Raw genomic sequence first — 18,033 nt, forward strand, 5'->3', positions numbered from 1 at the left:
CACAAAAAACACCACTTAGTTCCGATTACTTAATATTTCTACAGCTTTATCTATACCACTATCTTTTTCTTCTAAATAATCATCATTTGCGAATAGAGGAACTCTGTTTACTTCAAGAGGTCCTACTCCAATTGACTCGTATATTACTCCTTGCGCATCACTATATATTTCATTAGATAATCCGACAAATGCTCCGTTTGGTAATGCGTGAACCAAAATATCAGAAAAAACTCCATTCGTGTTATCACCTACAATAGTAACGTATGATAAATCTTTCAGGCATAGAGTAAAAATTTCTGCAGCACTAGCAGTTAATGGACTTGTTAGTAAAATAATCTCATCAGTGTACTGAAAATCTCCTTTAGGACTAACCGAAACGGAAGTCGTTTCGGTAAAACTATCTCCTAACCTAGCTTTCTTAGAAAATGCAGATCTTTCTTGATCCATAAATCTAGATGCTATCTCTACAGATACCATATCATAGCCTCCTCCATTAAAACGAACATCTATTATTAGTTTAGAAACTCCAGAGTTTTTAAAATCATCCATCATTTCATCCAGAACAATATTCAAAACCTGTAATTCTGTACTTTCATCATCACTATAGCCTTGCATTCCTAAAACATTTATATAACCAACATTATTATTAATCATACCCCAAGCAATATTTCCACTCTCATCTAGTTTATATTCTCCACCAAGGTATTTTAACCCGATAATCTCTAACCGTTGATTATAAAGCACATTATAAGTTTCATCAGAATCTATAATTAAATCCCCTGTTAATCCTGCATTTAATCGCTCTAATAAATTGGGTAAACCAGCATCTATACTAATATTATTTTCTTCATCATCAATTGCAACATGACCATCATTTAGCAATAAAACTAGTTCCCCAATAATCTGATAAAAATTTTCGGAAGTTACTTGTTCACCTAAATCCTCGTATTGCGACCAATCCACATTTCTAGTTTCAAAAAAAGCATAATAATCATTAAAAATATTCCAGAAATGATCATAATTAACTTTTGGATCATCAGTCTCCGAAATCTGATCAGCTAAACAAAATTCATTTTGATTCTCTAACCTTATAAATTTAATATCTGAGGCTATTAATTCTGATCTCCCAATCAGTTCATTATTATTTAGCACCTCTAATTGAAGACCTGCTAATTCTTCTATTTTAAAATTATCATCCGCAATTGAACAACCAGAAGTATTTACATTATAAAGGATGTCTTGATCATCTGTAAACTCAATCACATACCCTTTATCTTCTGCTAACCAAAACCCATTTATAGTATCTTCTTCAATTACTGGAGTATCATCATCTGATTTACATCCAATTAAAAAAACCATAATTAATACTAAGAAATACTTTTTAAAAAAATCTAAAATCATAACATCACATTTTAAGAATTATATCACTATTGACAATTAAACAATCAATCAGTTGCATCAGATTAATCCCTGAATCAAAATAAATTGATCCAACCTTTGATTTGATTCAAAACTAGATAGCTAATAAAAAAATGGTGTTCGGAATTATTAAAATTTAAAAAAACTGTACCTTTTTATGATCAATTTTAAACTGGTTGGGGGTTAATCCAGTTTCTTTTTTGAAAGAAGTGTAAAATGTAGACTTAGCTTTGAAACCTGCTTCTAAACCAATTGACAGTAAACTATATTTATCAAACTCTTCATTAAGTATCATCTCCTTTACTTCATTTACACGATAAGAATTTATATAGGCGGTAAAATTCTTTTTAGTAACATCATTTACGATCTGAGAAAGATAACCTGAGCTTATATTTAAGGTCTGTGCGACCATCTCTTGATTCAAATTAGGGTTTCGATAGATATAATCTTTTTCCAATAAACCTTCTAACTTTTGGAAATATATATTGTCTTTGGAAAAAGAAAGCTCCGGAGTTGAAACTTTAGGATTTTTAGGCTCTAGAGTATCTTCATTAAAATTGACATCACTATTCTTGAAATTACTTATTTTCAAAGAGTAAATCCCATTATATACAATCCAAAATATAAAAAATGAGGTAATAGTGCATATGATAGAGATGCCTATATCATAACCTATATTAAAAATCATATCAGCAACATCTATTAAGATCCAACAAGTAACTAATGAAACCTCATATATACATAATTTTTTAAGCCATTTACCATGCATTTGATTCGTATACTTGTTATGCTTAAGAATATTATAAGCCCAAATAGCGATTACAAAATTATAAAAATAATATCCGAATTCTTGCAGGCCAAAAGCCCATTCATACATTAATGCTTGATCAGATAAAAACGATATTTCCCATTTGTAAATGTGCTCTAAATTATAAACTACATTCAATATAACAGAAAACATAAACGGAATGTACAACCAATTCCATTTTCTCTCTACTACAAAATCTTGATCAATTGATTTTAATATATATAGGAAGAAAAAAACAGGGAATAAGAATATCAACTCTATATCATATAAGATTAAAAACTCGGGATATTGTTCATATACATTTAAGGTATCTAGATATACATTAAACATCAAAAACGCTAAAATCAAGATTGAATACCCTAAATATTTATTTGTGGAACTTTTAAAATAAGGAGAAAACAAAATCGCAAAACCAAAAAGAAATCCTTGCGAAACACTTATTAATAGAATAATATTCACAAATTCCATCAAGAAAGATTTATAATTTCTAATAATAAAGACAAAAAGAAATTAAAAAGGTTGCAAGCTTTCTATAATTATAAGCTATTCCGTTTATTGGTTCTTTTAATAGCCAACTCATTTTTATGATCCATCCATTTCTGACCTCCAATCCTGCGCATAACATTATCGAAATAGCGCATAAAAAGAATGTTGTATGCTGCTTTATTCATATTCCCAAATCTAGTTGCCATTGCTCGAATGCTCATTGAAAATCCGGGAGTAAGGTAAGTCATTTGATGCCAATATCCTTCTGGCATATACAACGTTTCGCCATGTGTAAGATTTGCAATATATCCATTTGCTTTTTTAAGAGCAGGCCATTTTTCTAAATCGGGATTTGTAAAATCAATTTCTTGATGGGCGATTAATGCATGAGGGACCTTGTACAAATACTTTGTTTCCGAAGGAGGGAACAGAATACATTGTTTTTCTCCATGAAAATGAAAGTGAAGAATATTACCTAAATCTATATCATAATGCATAAATACTTTGGAACCACCACCACCAAAGAACAAATAAGGCATTTTTTTTAGTAGTCTCAATCCTATTTCAGGATATTTATAATCCTCTCTAAGTTTTGGCACCTCTTTCAACAAGTTATACAAGAAAATTCTATAATTGGTAGGTTTCTTTTTTAGGAGGTCCACATACTCACTCATTTTCATGCTAGTATGAGGTTCATTAAACTTAAACTCAGAATTTATCGGTCTATCATCAAACAAAGGCACTTCTTTATCTCCAGCAACTTCATTAATATAATCTAAATTCCATTTCTGATATGCCGGCCAATCTTCAATTAGTCGTTCAATTACTACAGGTTTTTGAGGAATAAAATAATCCCTCAAAAATTCTTCTTTAGTAATTGTTTCTACTCTTGATATTTGCTCTAAATTTAATCCCACTAACTAAAAAATAATTCTAAAACCTTGTTTTTCAAAGTTTAATAAACTTCAAAATTATTTATTAAGTAAAGCTTCTTTCCCCTTTTGTTTAGCAAGTTCATTCTTTTCAATGACATGCTCAGGCCTAGACCATTTAGGTTTTTCTCCTTTAGCTTCAAACTTAGAATTCTCAGCTTCAACTGTATCGGGTTGTGCTTTCTTAACAAAAGGTTTTTGTGGGTTCAATCCTAATTTTTTAAACATTTCCATATCCTGATTAACATCTGGATTAGGAGTTGTCAATAATTTATCCCCTGCAAAAATTGAATTTGCTCCTGCAAAAAAGCACATAGCTTGTCCTTCTCTACTCATTTCTGTTCTCCCTGCCGAAAGTCTTACTTGTGTCTGTGGCATTACAATTCTAGTTGTAGCTACCATTCTAATCATATCCCAAATTTCAACAGGTGTTTGATCTTCCATTGGTGTACCATCAACTGCTACAAGTGCATTAATAGGAACAGATTCTGGCTGTGGACTTAATTTTGCTAAAGCTACTAACATCCCAGCACGATCTTCAGCCTTTTCACCCATTCCAATGATTCCTCCACTACAAACAGTAACGTTAGTTTTACGCACATTATCAATAGTCTGAAGACGGTCTTCATAACCTCGGGTAGAAATCACTTCTTTATAATATTCTTCTGATGTATCTAGATTATGATTATAAGCATATAATCCCGCTTCTGCCAATCTCTGAGCTTGATTTTCTGTTATCATACCTAATGTACAACAAACCTCCATCTCTAACTTATTGATAGTTCTCACCATCTCTAATACGTTATCAAACTCTGGTCCATCCTTTACATTACGCCAGGCAGCTCCCATACATACTCTAGAACTCCCAGATGCTTTAGCTCGAAGCGCTTGTGCTTTAACTTGTTGTACACTCATTAAATCATTACCTTCTATATCAGTATGATATCTTGCAGCTTGAGGGCAATACCCACAATCTTCTGGACAACCTCCTGTTTTAATAGATAGTAATGTAGAAACTTGAACTGTATTAGGATCGTGATATTCACGATGTACAGATGCCGCTTCATAAAGCAACTCCATTAATGGTTTATTGTATATATCTAATATTTCCTGTGATGTCCAATCGTGTCTAATAACGCTCATAAATCAATGGTATGTGAATTTTCAAAAGTAATTGTTTAAAATCAAAAAACACAAATTAGCTTTATCAAATTCGATAGTTTTAATAACAATCTATATTAACTTTCATGGTAGTTCTAACAGAATACTAACCGCATTTCCTCCAAATCCGACAGCGTTTACCATAATTTTATTCAATTTTTTAGGAATTACATTATGCTTTATATAAGGGACTGATATAAATTCCTGATGTTTCATCATTAAAACAGCCAATTCCATGCTTAAAATTCCACTAGCTCCAAATGTGTGACCTATTTTCCATTTATTGGTTGTTAACGCAGGAACAGCTTCTCCAAAAACAGCCTTAATTGCATTATATTCCGCTTGATCTCCTTTTACAGTTCCAGGAGCGTGTAAAACCACTGCATCAACAGCTTCTACCTTCGTAGTTCCTAAGGCCATCTTCATTGATTTCTGGAAACAATCCGCATTTGTAGATATGGATATATTATGTGTTAATGATTCAGTAGCATATCCAATTCCTGTAATCAACGCAATAGCGTTTTCTAAAATTCCATTTTCCAAACAAGCCACTCCAGCACCTTCTCCCAAAAACATTGTATTACTAGTTTTATCCCAATTCATTGCCTGACAAGGATAAGGATCTTTAGATTCTGATGCATAAATTTTTAAAGCCTTCATTTGGGCGATAGTAAAAGGAGTTAAAGGAGCTTCGCTACCACCAACTAAAAACTTATTACTTAAACCAGATTGTAACCAAGCAACACCATTTAATACTGCGTGCAGAGCAGTAGAACAGGTAATAGAATGACTTATATCCGGGCCATTAGATCCTAAATCCTGAGCAATCCAAGAAGATACATTACCCAATGTAGTTGTTGGCGAACTTAATGTAGAGGATTGATTAGTTTCTATAAATTCTTTATGATATTTTTCAAAAAGACTCGTTGCTCCTCTAGAAGATCCAACATTAATTCCAAAATCTACTTCATCTCCCCAGTTCGCATCTTTTACAGCATTTCTTGCTGCTAATAAAGCAAACAAAACAGAATCATCCAAAGAAGCATATTGAGAATTCTTTTCCTTCAGTTTTTCTATTTCTTTTCTTGATATTGAATTTAATTTTGCAACTGGCGCTATACTTCCAGCAAAGTCTTCAAAAGTAATCCGATGTGATGATTGTTTATATAAGTTCCAGATCTCCTCAGACGAAATTCCTAGAGGGGATATAGATGAAATTCCAGTTATCGATATTGGGTTTTGCAACACTTAATTTTTGAACAAATGTAGGGGTTTGTTCTCGCATGTTCAACTGTTAATTTATTAATTGATATAGGATCATAATTATCAAATTACTTTTTGATTTTTAGATGAGAATATACTTTTTCCTTATAACTAATTCCAATAGGAATTTCTATAAGACCAAGTTCTATATCATGCTGGGTATAGGCCGTTATTTTATCCAAATTAATGATGAAAGATCTATGAATTCTTAAAAATGATTTTTCGGGGAGTACTTTTTCAAAATCACTGATTTTATATTTCGTTTGTATCTCTTTTGTATTCGTATATATTTTTATATAATCCTTTAGACTTTCTACATACATAATATCATCAGGATGTATTTTATGATATTTATTTCCAGTTTTTACAAGTAAACATTCTTCTGTAGATTCCTTATTCTTTTCAGAAAACGAAATCGTCTCTTGTTCATTTCTAAAAAAACGTTCTATTGCTCTAAAAAATCTTTCAAACGTAATGGGCTTCAGTAAATAATCTAAAATATCTAAATCATATCCCTCTAGCGCATATTCTCTATATGCAGTAGTAATAATAGTTTTTGGAGGAGTTTTTATGGTTTTTAAAAATTCTAACCCTGTAATATTTGGCATTTTTATATCTAAAAATAATAAATCAACCTTCTCTTTTTTTAAAATCTCTAGCGCTTTGATTGCGTTATTGCAAGTAGCAACTATCTCTAAAGAATCTATTTTAGAAATATGGTTTTCTAGCAGCCGTATTGCCAGTGGTTCATCATCTACAAGTAAACATCTAGTTTTCATTAGTAATTTTTATTTTCAACTCGACCACAAACAAGTTTTTCTGGTTGCTATTTATTTCTAATTTATATTGGTTATTATATAATAAATCTAACTGCTTTTTGATATTGGCAAGTCCAATTTTCTTTTTTTGACTATCATCTGGGACAGCATCAACGGTATTAGAGATATTAAATATAAATAATCCGTTAGTATAACTAATCAAAATATCGATCTTAGGAGAACCACTATCTTCTCCAGCACCATGCTTAAAAGCATTTTCTACAAAAGAGAGTAGAATCAGTGGTGCTATATTTATATCTTTTTCTATATGCTTTTCTAGAGTCACCTGTAATCGATCATCATACCTCAACTTTTCTAATTCTATATAGTTTTCTAACATCTTTACCTCACCTTTTAAAGAACCATATTTATCAGTACATCTATATAAAATGTAATCTAGAATCTCAGATAATTTTTCAATAGAATAAGCTGTTTTTGAAGAATTTTCTAATGCTAAAAGGTAAATATTATTCAAAGTGTTAAACAAAAAATGTGGGTTTAGTTGTGCTTTTAATAAATTTAATTCTGTCTCAATTTTTTCTTTATCGATTTGTAACGTTTTTTGTTTAGTCTCCATATAATGAATAAAGAATTTTATAAAAAGAAACCCTAGTACCACAGCATAAATAGGAGTGAAGTATTCTGATAATAATTTCTTCCAATCCAATACTATTTCTACTAAAGATTCTTGTCTATAAGGCAACGTTCTAGTAAGGGTTTCTGAAACATGAATAATTAAATATCTTGCTAAAACAATAGTAACGTATACAATCAGAAACAGAAATAATATATAAAGGAACTTCTTACTACTAACGATATATTTTGGAATCCAATAATATGCTAAAAAATAGGATCCGATTAGTTGCGGAATTAAAAGACATATCTGACGAACCCAAGATGTATACAAAGTATGCTCATCAAGAATTCGATCCCTTGCGATAAAGCTTAAGACTACTACAACCCAAAAAATCAAATGCCTTGTCCATTCCTTTTTCTGTAGTCTTACTATTAGTTTTTCTAAAAAGATCCAATCAAAAGCCATATAATCTAAAGTAATAAATATGTCTAGATTATTTTTAATTATCGACGAATAACTCCATAAAACTAATGAATCATCGAGTTTTAATGACAAATACAATAGGTCTTTGAAAACCACTTTTCTAGGCGCTTACTTATCTAAGTAATCGATATCAAAAAATAATAGGTTATAAATTTCCAATTTTTGATAAAACATTAAAATTTATATCAAAATGAAACGAATAGTATACCTTATAATTTTAGCTTGTGTATCTTTTACATTTGGTCAAAATAAAAAAATATCTATCCAAGAAGGCCCCGGAATATTTACCATTAAAGGAGGTAAAGGGAATGAAAACAAAATCATTACGGTTCATTATTACAAACCAAAAAAATTTAATCCTTCATCAAAGGTCTTATTAGTGATTCCTGGGTCTGGCAGAAATGGTGATAGTTATCGAGATAGCTGGATTGAGGAATCTGAAAAGCACAATATTCTAATCTTATCTCCCAGTTATCCTGAAATAGAATATCAGTATGAGGATTATCATCTAGGAGGAATTGTCAAAGATGTAAATACCCGCGAAAGCATATCTTTCATCGAAAATACAAATCAGGTCTTTCTTGATGAAGACAAAACTTCTATTCGACTAAATTTAGATAAAACAACATGGATATATCATGATTTCGATACCATATTTGAATCAGCAATAGCTGCTCTAAATAGTTCTCAAAAAAGTTATGATATATTCGGACATTCCGCAGGAGGGCAGATATTACATCGATTTGCTATTTTGCATACCAAATCGAAAGCAAATAAAATAATTGCTGCAAACTCTGGTAGCTATACATTAACCGATTTTGACACAAAATATCCGTTTGGCATAGAAGCTCTTAACCTTTCAAAACAAGATTTAAAAAAAGCTTTTTCTCAAAAACTAGTAATTTTTGTTGGCGAATTAGATAATGAAAATGAAACTGGCGGAATTTTACTGCGTTCCAAAACTGTAGACAAACAAGGATTACATAGATTAGCAAGAGCAAAGTACTTTTTTAAAGTAGCCAAATCAAAAGCCGAAGAAATGGGGTATCTATTTAATTGGGAACTAAAAGTAATTCCCAATGTTGGTCATAATATGAGAAAAATGGGCAACGCGGCAGGAAACTATCTTTATGAATAAATATATCTGTAACAAAACAACAGAAATTCCTACCTATAGAGTAACCAAAAAGCACTTTATACTATGGAAGAACAAACATCTAAAAAAAGTTGGTTTAGCAGAAATTGGCCTTGGGTAGTACCTGTAGGAGGTTGTTTTACTTTAATCGTTATTTTTTTTGTATTCCTAGGCTCAGTTGTCTTCGGAGTTTCTAAAGCTTTTACAAACTCTGGACCTTATCAAGACGGCCTTTTAAAAGCACAACAAGATGAGTATGTCGTACAAATGTTAGGAGAACCAATAGAAACTAATGGTATAATGAATGGTAGCTTAAAATTTGAAAATGAAGAAGGTTCTGCCGATATTTCTATCCCGATCAAAGGTCCTAATGGAGAAGCTAGAATATACATTGTTGGTACTAAGCAAAATGACACTTGGACATATTCTGAACTATATGTAATACTAGAAGAAACAAACGAACAAGTCGATTTATTGTGGGGAAAAGGATCCGAAGAAAATTAACCCAAAAAGTATTATAAAAAATAAGAGGACTCTTTTTCAAGAAGTCCTCTTATTTTTTTTGAGTAGTTTATACAAGATTATTGCTTATAAATATATGTTATTGTATATACTGAAGACAACTCGTCTTCATCAATCACAGTTAATGTTGCAGAAGTCGGATAATTATCTACATCATATACGTATTCAATTTTAAGTTCACCAACAACTTCACCGTCTTCATCCTTGTAAACAATAGATTTAATATTATTTAAAGGAAATAGTGCACGCGCTCTAACAATTTCGGGACTTTGCGGCATCATACTAAAGTTTAATTGAACTTTATCTAAAACTTCAATTAAACCGGCAGCTTCAAACGTATAGAAATAAGGGTTTGGTGTAGCATCATATGTTATTGTTGCAATATACTCTTCTATAGTTTCTTCATATTCTCCTGTAGTTTGATTATACTCATAATACTCCTCTAGTACACTAATAGAAATCGGATTTCCACTAGTATCATATTCCAATACATCTCCTGTTTCAAATGCATCATATGGATCTTGATATAATTCACTTAAACTAAAAGGATCACCATCTCCTGTAATCGTTGACAACTCATCGTTTTCGTGTACTAAAACAGCGGTTTCGATTCCGTTAGATGCACTTGTTACTTTATTATTGGCATCGTAGTTCACTGTAAACACTTGATCTTCTTCGTCAACTTGCGCAGGGTTAAATTCAACGCTTTCTATTAATTTTTTTGCAGTATCCCCGTTGGCATTATCAAATTCATCAGAGACAGAATCACTATCACAACTTGCAAAAATTGTAATCGCAGATAGAAATAAAAGTTTTTTCATTATTAAATGGGTTTAATTATCCTCGCTATACACGAAGTCGATAGTTAGTGTCTTAAAAGCGATATTTGTTACCCTAAAATTTGATCAAATTTTATAGTTATTTTATAGCTATCTGTTTACAAAGAGTTTAAAACAGAAATAATTGTATCATAAATTTTATCTAACTGATCTTTCTTAATAACATAAGGCGGTAATAGATAGATTGTTTTTCCTAACGGACGAAGACAAACCCCATTTTTCATAAAATGATCAAATATCTCATATCTTTTTTTGCCATAACGATCCATCTCTATATCCAAATCTAACGCATAAATAACTCCTTTTTGTCTGGTAGTTTTTACCTTAGAATGGTTTCGTATGATGGCATCAAAATTCTGATGTGATTTAATAATAGTATTAATGTTATTTTGAATTTCTTGGGATTTCAAAAGTTCTATTCCGGCTATTGCAACAGAACACGCTATTGGGTTCGCAGAGTATGTATGTGCATGAAAGAATGCTTTACCAATAGAATCGTCTAAAAATGCATCATATATATTTTGAGTACAACTAGTAACGGCCATAGGCACAAAACCGGCAGTTAAAGCTTTAGACATAGAAATAATATCAGGCTTGGTTTCTATATATTCTGAGGCAAAGTGTTTTCCCGTCTTACCAAAACCGGTCATCACCTCATCAGCAATGGTAATGATATTATTCGTTGCACAAATTTTTAGAATTTCATTAAGACACTCTGCATCAAACATATGCATAGCATTAGCTCCTTGTACAAGAGGTTCATAGATAAAAGCAGCTACATTGTATGAATTGATAATCCCTAGTAATTGTTTTATTACCTCATCAAAATTTTCTTTGTTTGGTGTTGGAATTCGTTGTACATCAATAAAAAAATCCTCAAAAGGACCATTATAAACAGATAATCCTGATGCAGACATAGCTCCAAATGTATCTCCATGAAATCCATCCTGAAAAGCAATAATCGTATTTCTTTTTTCTCCTTTATTAAAATGATATTGCAATGCCATTTTAATCCCTACTTCATTTGCTGTAGATCCATTATCAGAGAAAAATATCTTTTCCTGATTATTTGGCAATATATCAATCAGTTCTTCAGAAAGCTTAATTGCAGGCTCATGCGTAAACCCTGCAAAAACAATCTGATCTAACCTACGCATTTGTTCCTCTACTTTTTTCAAAATATATGGATTACAATGTCCATACATAGCGGTATACCAAGAAGCTATCCCATCAATATATTCTTTCCCTTGATCGTCATATAGCAAAGCTCCTTCTGCTTTTATTATTGGCAATGCATCTGGATGAATTTTATGCTGTGTTAATGGGTGCCAAAGATGTTTCTTATCTCTTTCTTTTAAATTCATAAAGCTTCTAATTTATCTTTAAAAACGGATGCATACTCTTTTACCACCATAGTATCAAAATAAGGTTCATTATCTATTCTACCTATAACTCGAACACCTGTCATTTTCTGAATAATATCTTCTGTAGTTACGTGCTCTTCTCCGCTAAAAATAATTACCGGATCAAATCCTTTTTCTTGTAATAATTTTACTGTTAGCAATGTGTGATTTATACTGCCCAAATAATGTCTAGAAACAACTATTATCTTATAATCAGAACTTATAAGATCTAGAATAGTTTCTTCTTCATTAAGAGGAACTAATAATCCTCCCGCTCCTTCAACAACAATATCATTATTAGTTTCCGGCAATTTTACTGTTTTTAAATCTATTGTAACCTCATCAATTTCTGCTGCTGCGTGAGGACTCATTGGAGTTTGCAATGCATAACTATTTGGATGAAATTTTGAAGTAGTATTAGACACTAATTCTTTTACTTTATCTGTATCTGAATATGTAAGATCTCCTGCTTGAACTGGTTTAAAATAATCTGCTTCTAATGCCTCTACGACTATAGCCGACACAATCGTTTTTCCGACATCGGTTCCAATACCAGTAATGAATATTTTTTTTGACTTTGTCTCAGAATTACTAGACATGATATGATGTGTTTTTAATTTTTGGTAAAGGTAGCTAACAACTCTAAAACTTCAGCAAGTTCTTCTTTTGTATTATAACTATGCAGACAAAATCGTAATCGTTCTTTTCCATCAGGAACTGTAGGCGACATAATCGGCTTAACATCAAAACCCTTTTCCTGTATTTGCGATGCAATCTTTTTTATCCTCTCATTACCAGAAATAACACAACAATGAATTGCTGAATTACTTTCTATAAAAAGAGATCGCTGTTTTGTTTCCTCTAATTTTTGCTGAAAAAATAAAATGTTCTGTTTTAACTTTTCAATTTCCAATGTTGTCTGGAGTTCTATCAAAGCAGTCTGAATTGTAACTAAAGAATGAGGAGGTAATCCAGTAGTATAAATAAAACTTCTGGCAAAATTTACCAAATAGCTTTTCAACTCAGAAGATCCCAATATAGCTGCACCATGACAACCCATCGCTTTACCGAATGTATGTATACGAGCAAATACGTTATCTTCCAATCCTAATTGTTGGACAAGACCAACACCATTATCTCCAAAAACTCCTGTAGCGTGAGCTTCGTCAATTATAAGCTGACACTTATTCTCTTTACAAAATGTACTAAAAGCTCCTAGATCAGGTGTATCTCCATCCATGGAAAACACTGATTCTGTAACAACATACACTTCTAAAGGTTCGCTACTACTTTTTTTATTCTCCCTAGTTTGTTGAAGCCTTTGTTTTAAGTCATCTATATCATTATGATTAAATTTATAAGACCTAGCATTACTCATCTTTATTCCATCTCGAATAGAAGCATGTATAAATTCATCGTATAAAATGATATCGCCTCTTTGCGGAACAGATGAAAAAAAACCAACATTTGCGTCATATCCAGAATTAAAAATCAAAGCAGCTTCGGCATTATGAAAAGTGGTAAGCATTGTTTCTGTTTCAACATATAATGGGTGGTTCCCAGACAATAATCTAGAACCTGTAGCGCCATTTTGATGAATCCCTTTTTCTATTAATGATTTATGAGTATTATCAAAAATTAACTTAGAAGAAGAAAAACCTATATAATCATTCGATGCAAAATCTATTACCGCAGCTTGTTCAGAAAGGCTGCGTAATGCCATATTATCTTCTCTATCCTTAAGTCTTTTCTCAAGTTTTTTTGGAAAACCATTCATGCCGTAAAAATACAATAAAATGGAACCATTAGAATTATTCTAGCTTATACTTGTAATTTTGAAAAACAACAATTAAGTATTCTTTTTTGATAAAAAATTATTGTTTTTCAATAATTTTTATATATTTGTTATCGTAAAACGATAATAATTATGGAAACAAAACGAATTATAACATTAATGAAAATAGTATCCTGGATATTATTTATTGGCTTATGTATCAAACTAGGAGCCTTACTAATATCTGGAGGAATTAGTCTATTAATAAACCCAGAAGCAACAGAAAACCTATATCTAAATATAGACTTGTCTAATCTTTACGAGTCTTCTGTTAAGTATTATACTTTTGTATTATCATTAATTATTTCAGTAACTGCTCTAAAAGCTTATTTGTTCTATTTAGTAATTAAGATTTTTTCAATAATTGACTTTGATAAACCCTTTACCAAAGCTGTAGCCAGATTAATTTCTTCTATTAGTTATGTATCCTTATGGACAGGTTTATTAGCATATATAGCAAATCACTATTGCAAGTGGTTACAAAAAAAGGGATTTATATTTGAATTAGACTGGGGAAGTTCTGAATTCCTTTTCATGGCTGGAATTATTTTTATTATTGCATTCATCTTTAAAAGAGGAGTAGAAATTCAATCCGAAAACCAATTAACTGTATAATTATGGAGCTAAAAATGTTTGGAAAAAAATCCCTGTCAACTGTATTATTCTATAGTACACGATTAATAATGATGGGGTATGGAGCTTTTCTACTATTTCTAATAGTATCCTTAGTAAGTAATAATTTTATTATCACGGAATCAGATGAATTGCAGATATACATCCCTTTTACGACTTCTATGATAAAAGGAGGTTATAATACAATTACATTTATAGGTGTTTTCTGTTTTCTAATACTGTATTCAGCGTTTTTCTTAGTACTATCTTTGATTTTTAAAACATTTAGTGCTGAAAAACTTTTTACAGAAGAAGCTATAAAATACTTAAGATGGTTTACCATATTAAATCTAATTTTACCCATAGCTTATGTAATTATAGGAATTCTGATAAGCAACAAAATTGTTTTTAACGATATAACTCCTGGACTGCTACACTTGGGATTAGGTATTTTTGCAGCATTTATTGCTACCATATTCAAATTAGGTTTTACACTACAAGAAGAAAACGAACTAACAATATAGCTATGCCAATAATTATAAATCTAGATGTTATGCTCGCTAAGCGAAAAATGAAAAGTAAAGAGTTGGCAGAAAAAATAGGCATAACTACGGCCAACTTATCTATTCTAAAATCAGGAAAAGCTAAAGCTATACGTTTTTCTACTTTAGAAGCAATCTGTGAAGCATTAGAATGTCAACCATCTGATATTCTGGAATACCAACCTTAATTTTTTAAACCAATCAATCAAATGAAATCAATCGCATTATTACTTAGCCTATTCTTAGATACTTTTATGTAAAAACCCTTTCCATTACTAAAATTCTATAGAATTCCAAGGATTCTAACTATCAATTTATTGAGCTCACAAAAAGCCTCGATAGGTCACTCCTTTGTCTCATTTTAAAAATTAAACTCATGAAAAAATCAAAAAAAATACGCGTATTCATTTTTTATCCAGTTTTAGGTATAATTCTAATTATGCTTACTCTTATCTTGTATAAGCTCAATCAAAGTTCTGTTTTCTTTTCTGAAAATGGAATATACACCTCACTTCAAGTGCCAATAAAAGAAAAATTTATAGATATCAATATCAACTTATCAGGTACCGCTGATTCTACCAGTTTTACTAAGGATTTTATAGAAGGACCTATAGTTACTTATGATAAAAATCAGGACATATCAGTGGATTGGTTTTTTAATGGTACTGTACACCACAAAAATTACAATAACAGTATTAAAAATTTTAGCATATATACAGGAGATAAACAACTAGATTTTATGTTACCAAAAATCAACAAACCTGCAATTGAAATAAACAATGCTCCTGATAAAATTGCATTTATAAGTGATATTCACGGAGATTATACATACATGGATTGTACGCTAAAGAATCTAAATGTTATTAATTCTGAAGGAAATTGGAACTTTAATAAAAACCATTTAGTAATTGCAGGCGATATGGTTGACCGTGGTAATGAAGTTAGTAAAGTCTTATGGAAAATAGTTGCTCTATCAGAACAAGCAAGAGAAGCTGGCGGTATGATACATTATCTTATTGGAAATCACGAACAATATATTCTTAAAGGAAATTTTAGTCGAGTAGATCCTCTTAACCTATACGCAATACAACAAATGATGTCTTTTAAAGATGCTTTTTCTGATAAAACCTATTTAGGAAAATGGCTAAGAACTCGACCCGTTATTGTTAAAATTGGTTCTATGATTATTACCCATGGCGGAATAAGTCCAGATACAGCTAACAAAAACTTTAGTTTACAGCAAATTAATCAAGCAATGTGGGATTATTGGGAAAACAAATCAGTAGATGATAACCTAAAAGAGGTTATTTTAGGAAAAACAGGTGTTACGCAATACAGAGGTTACGTTAGACAAAACGATGAAGTTAAAAAAGCAACTCCACAACAAATCGATACTATTCTTGATACCTATAATGCATCCCAAATCATAGTTGGACATACAAATGTTGCGAAAATCAAACCTCTTTATAATGGAAAGATATATGATATTAATGCTATCGAGACATCTTCTGAAGCTTTAGTTTTTGAAAACGGCTCATTAAACGTCGTTGATATTGGTATTATTAAACAAGAAAATACTCACAATATGTATCATAGAGATTTTTCTTTTGGTAAAATAAACGATTGGAAAATGGTAACATCTACAATAGGAAATATTATTAGACTCTCTTCAATTAGTCATCCGTATTAAAATTTAGACAGTATTTCCTTTGATCTCTCCGCATGAAAGGTTAGGTTCATATTACATTATAATTATAAAAAGAAACTGTAATTGTATAGACAAGCTATACAATTACAGTTTCTTTTTTATCCTCTAATAATTATCAATAAGATATTACATATAACTATCTCCTTTTCTTTTTAGGAGTTTCTTCTTTTAGAGAAACAATATTCATTTTTTCTTTCAAATGATTAGCTAGTATTTTCTCGATCAATTCTTCTTTTGTAAGATGATGGAAAACAGTTTTAATTTTTTCTTTAAACTCAGCTGACACATCATGATTGGGCTTAGTTTTAAATATTTTCTTAGCCCACAAAAGTGTATTATTCTCTTCTATACTTTGCGGATCTGCCTTTTTGAATTCCTTAAATGTAATTCCTAATTCTTCTGTAAATTCGGCTAAATCCTCAACTTCTTCTTTTTGCAATACTGTTAATGAAAGCCCTTTGGCTCCAGCTCTTGCCGTTCGTCCACTACGATGTACATAGGTATCATACACATCTGGTAAATGGTAATTCACCACATAGGATATCTCTTTTACATCGATTCCTCTAGCAGCTAAGTCTGTAGCGACAAGAATATTAATATGACCTTCTCTAAATTGCCCCATTATCCTATCACGTATAGGCTGTGATAAACTTCCATGAAGTGCTCCAGAAGAGAATTTATTGATTGCTAGGTTTTTTGCTAATTTATTAACTGCTGCTTTCGTTTTACAGAAAATAATCCCACGTTCTCCTTCTTTAGAACTAAGAAAATGCATGAGAACTTCTAATTTTTCTATAGGCTCTACAACCACATATTGATGATCGATTCCTTGATGACCAACCGTTTCCATATCTGCAGTCACCTGAATCACATGTTTAGACATATAATTCTGAATCAATTGCTTTATCGTTCCTGGCATTGTTGCAGTAAACAAAATAGTCCTTCTTTTTTTTGGTAAGACTGCAACGATTTCATCTAATCCATCTTTTAAGGAGCTAATCATTTCATCAGCCTCATCAAGAATCAAATAATCAGCAGCTGTGATATCAATTTTATCACGCTTTATTAAATCAATTAAACGTCCAGGGGTTGCCACTACGATATGAGTGGTGTTTTTTAAACGTTCTATTTGTGGTTTAATAGAAATTCCTCCACATATAGAAGCGATCGACATGGTAGGTAAATAGGTAGAAAAGGACACTAAATTATCATAAATCTGTTGTCCTAATTCTCTTGTTGGAGCAAGGATTACCGCCTGAACTTTTGGAGTATCTAAATCAATTAATTGTAATAAAGGCAAACCAAAAGCTGCTGTTTTCCCTGTTCCTGTCTTTGCTAATCCTACAAAATCATCTTTCTTTTGTAACAAAACAGGAATTGATTTCTCCTGAATATCTGTAGGAGTAGAAAATTTTAAGTCTTCTAAACTCTTTTGCAAAGGAGCAGCAACTCCTAGATTTAAAAACTGATTTGACATAAAAATATTTTGGT

General features: G+C 31.2%; 18 protein-coding genes. 6 read left to right on the forward strand and 12 right to left on the reverse strand.

All coding sequences use genetic code 11. The features are described 5' to 3' along the window. Positions 1-15 precede the first annotated feature (15 nt). The 7 genes from D1815_RS15140 to D1815_RS15170 form a co-directional block, all read right to left on the reverse strand. Positions 16-1,401, reverse strand: coding sequence for a S41 family peptidase (locus tag D1815_RS15140; protein WP_118387958.1), 1,386 nt, complete (start codon positions 1,399-1,401; stop codon positions 16-18). A gap of 154 nt (positions 1,402-1,555) precedes the next feature. Then, positions 1,556-2,695, reverse strand: a complete 1,140-nt coding sequence (locus D1815_RS15145) for an AraC family transcriptional regulator (RefSeq protein ID WP_118387960.1) — start codon at positions 2,693-2,695, stop codon at positions 1,556-1,558. A 68-nt stretch (positions 2,696-2,763) separates the two neighbouring features. Then, a complete protein-coding gene (locus tag D1815_RS15150) occupies positions 2,764-3,630 on the reverse strand; it encodes a cupin-like domain-containing protein (protein WP_027394787.1) in 867 nt (288 codons plus the stop codon). 54 nt (positions 3,631-3,684) lie between these two features. Beyond that, a complete protein-coding gene (gene bioB / locus D1815_RS15155; protein ID WP_118387962.1) occupies positions 3,685-4,788 on the reverse strand; it encodes a biotin synthase BioB in 1,104 nt (367 codons plus the stop codon). A 102-nt stretch (positions 4,789-4,890) separates the two neighbouring features. After that, positions 4,891-6,051, reverse strand: coding sequence for a beta-ketoacyl synthase N-terminal-like domain-containing protein (locus D1815_RS15160; protein ID WP_027394785.1), 1,161 nt, complete (start codon positions 6,049-6,051; stop codon positions 4,891-4,893). Between the two features lie 86 nt (positions 6,052-6,137). Continuing rightward, positions 6,138-6,848: a LytTR family DNA-binding domain-containing protein gene (locus tag D1815_RS15165; RefSeq protein ID WP_118387964.1), complete on the reverse strand. Its 711-nt coding sequence runs from the start codon at positions 6,846-6,848 to the stop codon at positions 6,138-6,140. After that, positions 6,838-8,019: a sensor histidine kinase gene (locus D1815_RS15170; protein ID WP_233557611.1), complete on the reverse strand. Its 1,182-nt coding sequence runs from the start codon at positions 8,017-8,019 to the stop codon at positions 6,838-6,840. The genes D1815_RS15165 and D1815_RS15170 overlap by 11 nt, the downstream gene beginning before the upstream one ends. A gap of 118 nt (positions 8,020-8,137) precedes the next feature. Here D1815_RS15170 and D1815_RS15175 point away from each other — a divergent pair, with 118 nt between their 5' ends. Continuing rightward, positions 8,138-9,085 (forward strand): hypothetical protein, encoded by a 948-nt coding sequence (locus D1815_RS15175; RefSeq protein ID WP_199726750.1) that lies wholly within the window; start codon positions 8,138-8,140, stop codon positions 9,083-9,085. Positions 9,086-9,148: 63 nt separating this feature from the next. Beyond that, the gene (locus tag D1815_RS15180) at positions 9,149-9,586 is read left to right on the forward strand and encodes a cytochrome c oxidase assembly factor Coa1 family protein (RefSeq protein ID WP_118387968.1); all 438 of its coding nucleotides are present in this window, start codon (positions 9,149-9,151) and stop codon (positions 9,584-9,586) included. Between the two features lie 77 nt (positions 9,587-9,663). Here D1815_RS15180 and D1815_RS15185 read toward each other — a convergent pair whose 3' ends face one another. The 4 genes from D1815_RS15185 to D1815_RS15200 form a co-directional block, all read right to left on the reverse strand. After that, positions 9,664-10,425 (reverse strand): hypothetical protein, encoded by a 762-nt coding sequence (locus D1815_RS15185; RefSeq protein ID WP_118387970.1) that lies wholly within the window; start codon positions 10,423-10,425, stop codon positions 9,664-9,666. Positions 10,426-10,541: 116 nt separating this feature from the next. Then, positions 10,542-11,807 carry an adenosylmethionine--8-amino-7-oxononanoate transaminase gene (bioA, locus tag D1815_RS15190; protein WP_118387972.1) on the reverse strand — a complete coding sequence of 422 codons (1,266 nt, stop codon included), beginning with the start codon at positions 11,805-11,807 and terminating at the stop codon, positions 10,542-10,544. After that, the gene (gene bioD, locus D1815_RS15195; RefSeq protein ID WP_118387974.1) at positions 11,804-12,445 is read right to left on the reverse strand and encodes a dethiobiotin synthase; all 642 of its coding nucleotides are present in this window, start codon (positions 12,443-12,445) and stop codon (positions 11,804-11,806) included. Before bioD ends, bioA begins: the two co-directional genes overlap by 4 nt. Positions 12,446-12,459: 14 nt before the next feature. Next, positions 12,460-13,623, reverse strand: coding sequence for a pyridoxal phosphate-dependent aminotransferase family protein (locus D1815_RS15200; protein ID WP_118387977.1), 1,164 nt, complete (start codon positions 13,621-13,623; stop codon positions 12,460-12,462). 150 nt (positions 13,624-13,773) lie between these two features. Between D1815_RS15200 and D1815_RS15205 the strand changes: the two genes are divergently transcribed. The 4 genes from D1815_RS15205 to D1815_RS15220 all read left to right on the forward strand — a co-directional run bounded on the left by D1815_RS15205 (position 13,774) and on the right by D1815_RS15220 (position 16,524). After that, the gene (locus D1815_RS15205) at positions 13,774-14,295 is read left to right on the forward strand and encodes a DUF2975 domain-containing protein (RefSeq protein ID WP_118387979.1); all 522 of its coding nucleotides are present in this window, start codon (positions 13,774-13,776) and stop codon (positions 14,293-14,295) included. 2 nt (positions 14,296-14,297) lie between these two features. Beyond that, entirely contained in the window at positions 14,298-14,816 is a 519-nt protein-coding gene (locus tag D1815_RS15210; RefSeq protein ID WP_035086146.1) for a DUF2975 domain-containing protein, read from the forward strand. Positions 14,817-14,818: 2 nt separating this feature from the next. Continuing rightward, the gene (locus tag D1815_RS15215) at positions 14,819-15,022 is read left to right on the forward strand and encodes a helix-turn-helix transcriptional regulator (protein ID WP_027394774.1); all 204 of its coding nucleotides are present in this window, start codon (positions 14,819-14,821) and stop codon (positions 15,020-15,022) included. 188 nt (positions 15,023-15,210) lie between these two features. After that, positions 15,211-16,524 carry a metallophosphoesterase gene (locus D1815_RS15220; RefSeq protein WP_118387981.1) on the forward strand — a complete coding sequence of 438 codons (1,314 nt, stop codon included), beginning with the start codon at positions 15,211-15,213 and terminating at the stop codon, positions 16,522-16,524. Positions 16,525-16,678: 154 nt separating this feature from the next. Here D1815_RS15220 and D1815_RS15225 read toward each other — a convergent pair whose 3' ends face one another. After that, positions 16,679-18,019, reverse strand: coding sequence for a DEAD/DEAH box helicase (locus D1815_RS15225; RefSeq protein WP_118387983.1), 1,341 nt, complete (start codon positions 18,017-18,019; stop codon positions 16,679-16,681). Positions 18,020-18,033: the final 14 nt, after the last annotated feature.

This window comes from Aquimarina sp. AD1, assembly GCF_003443695.1.
GTDB classification, from domain to species: domain Bacteria; phylum Bacteroidota; class Bacteroidia; order Flavobacteriales; family Flavobacteriaceae; genus Aquimarina; species Aquimarina latercula.

Bases quoted from the DNA above. Each gene is read 5' to 3' on its own strand.
- D1815_RS15165 (WP_118387964.1), bottom strand. From the start codon at position 6,848: ATGAAAACTAGATGTTTACTTGTAGATGATGAACCACTGGCAATACGG.
- D1815_RS15145 (WP_118387960.1), bottom strand. From the start codon at position 2,695: ATGGAATTTGTGAATATTATTCTATTAATAAGTGTTTCGCAAGGATTT.
- D1815_RS15180 (WP_118387968.1), top strand. From the start codon at position 9,149: ATGGAAGAACAAACATCTAAAAAAAGTTGGTTTAGCAGAAATTGGCCT.
- D1815_RS15200 (WP_118387977.1), bottom strand. From the start codon at position 13,623: ATGAATGGTTTTCCAAAAAAACTTGAGAAAAGACTTAAGGATAGAGAA.
- D1815_RS15205 (WP_118387979.1), top strand. From the start codon at position 13,774: ATGGAAACAAAACGAATTATAACATTAATGAAAATAGTATCCTGGATA.
- D1815_RS15220 (WP_118387981.1), top strand. From the start codon at position 15,211: ATGAAAAAATCAAAAAAAATACGCGTATTCATTTTTTATCCAGTTTTA.
- D1815_RS15140 (WP_118387958.1), bottom strand. From the start codon at position 1,401: ATGATTTTAGATTTTTTTAAAAAGTATTTCTTAGTATTAATTATGGTT.
- D1815_RS15185 (WP_118387970.1), bottom strand. From the start codon at position 10,425: ATGAAAAAACTTTTATTTCTATCTGCGATTACAATTTTTGCAAGTTGT.
- D1815_RS15215 (WP_027394774.1), top strand. From the start codon at position 14,819: ATGCCAATAATTATAAATCTAGATGTTATGCTCGCTAAGCGAAAAATG.
- D1815_RS15175 (WP_199726750.1), top strand. From the start codon at position 8,138: ATGAAACGAATAGTATACCTTATAATTTTAGCTTGTGTATCTTTTACA.
- D1815_RS15225 (WP_118387983.1), bottom strand. From the start codon at position 18,019: ATGTCAAATCAGTTTTTAAATCTAGGAGTTGCTGCTCCTTTGCAAAAG.
- bioA (WP_118387972.1), bottom strand. From the start codon at position 11,807: ATGAATTTAAAAGAAAGAGATAAGAAACATCTTTGGCACCCATTAACA.
- bioD (WP_118387974.1), bottom strand. From the start codon at position 12,445: ATGTCTAGTAATTCTGAGACAAAGTCAAAAAAAATATTCATTACTGGT.
- D1815_RS15210 (WP_035086146.1), top strand. From the start codon at position 14,298: ATGGAGCTAAAAATGTTTGGAAAAAAATCCCTGTCAACTGTATTATTC.
- bioB (WP_118387962.1), bottom strand. From the start codon at position 4,788: ATGAGCGTTATTAGACACGATTGGACATCACAGGAAATATTAGATATA.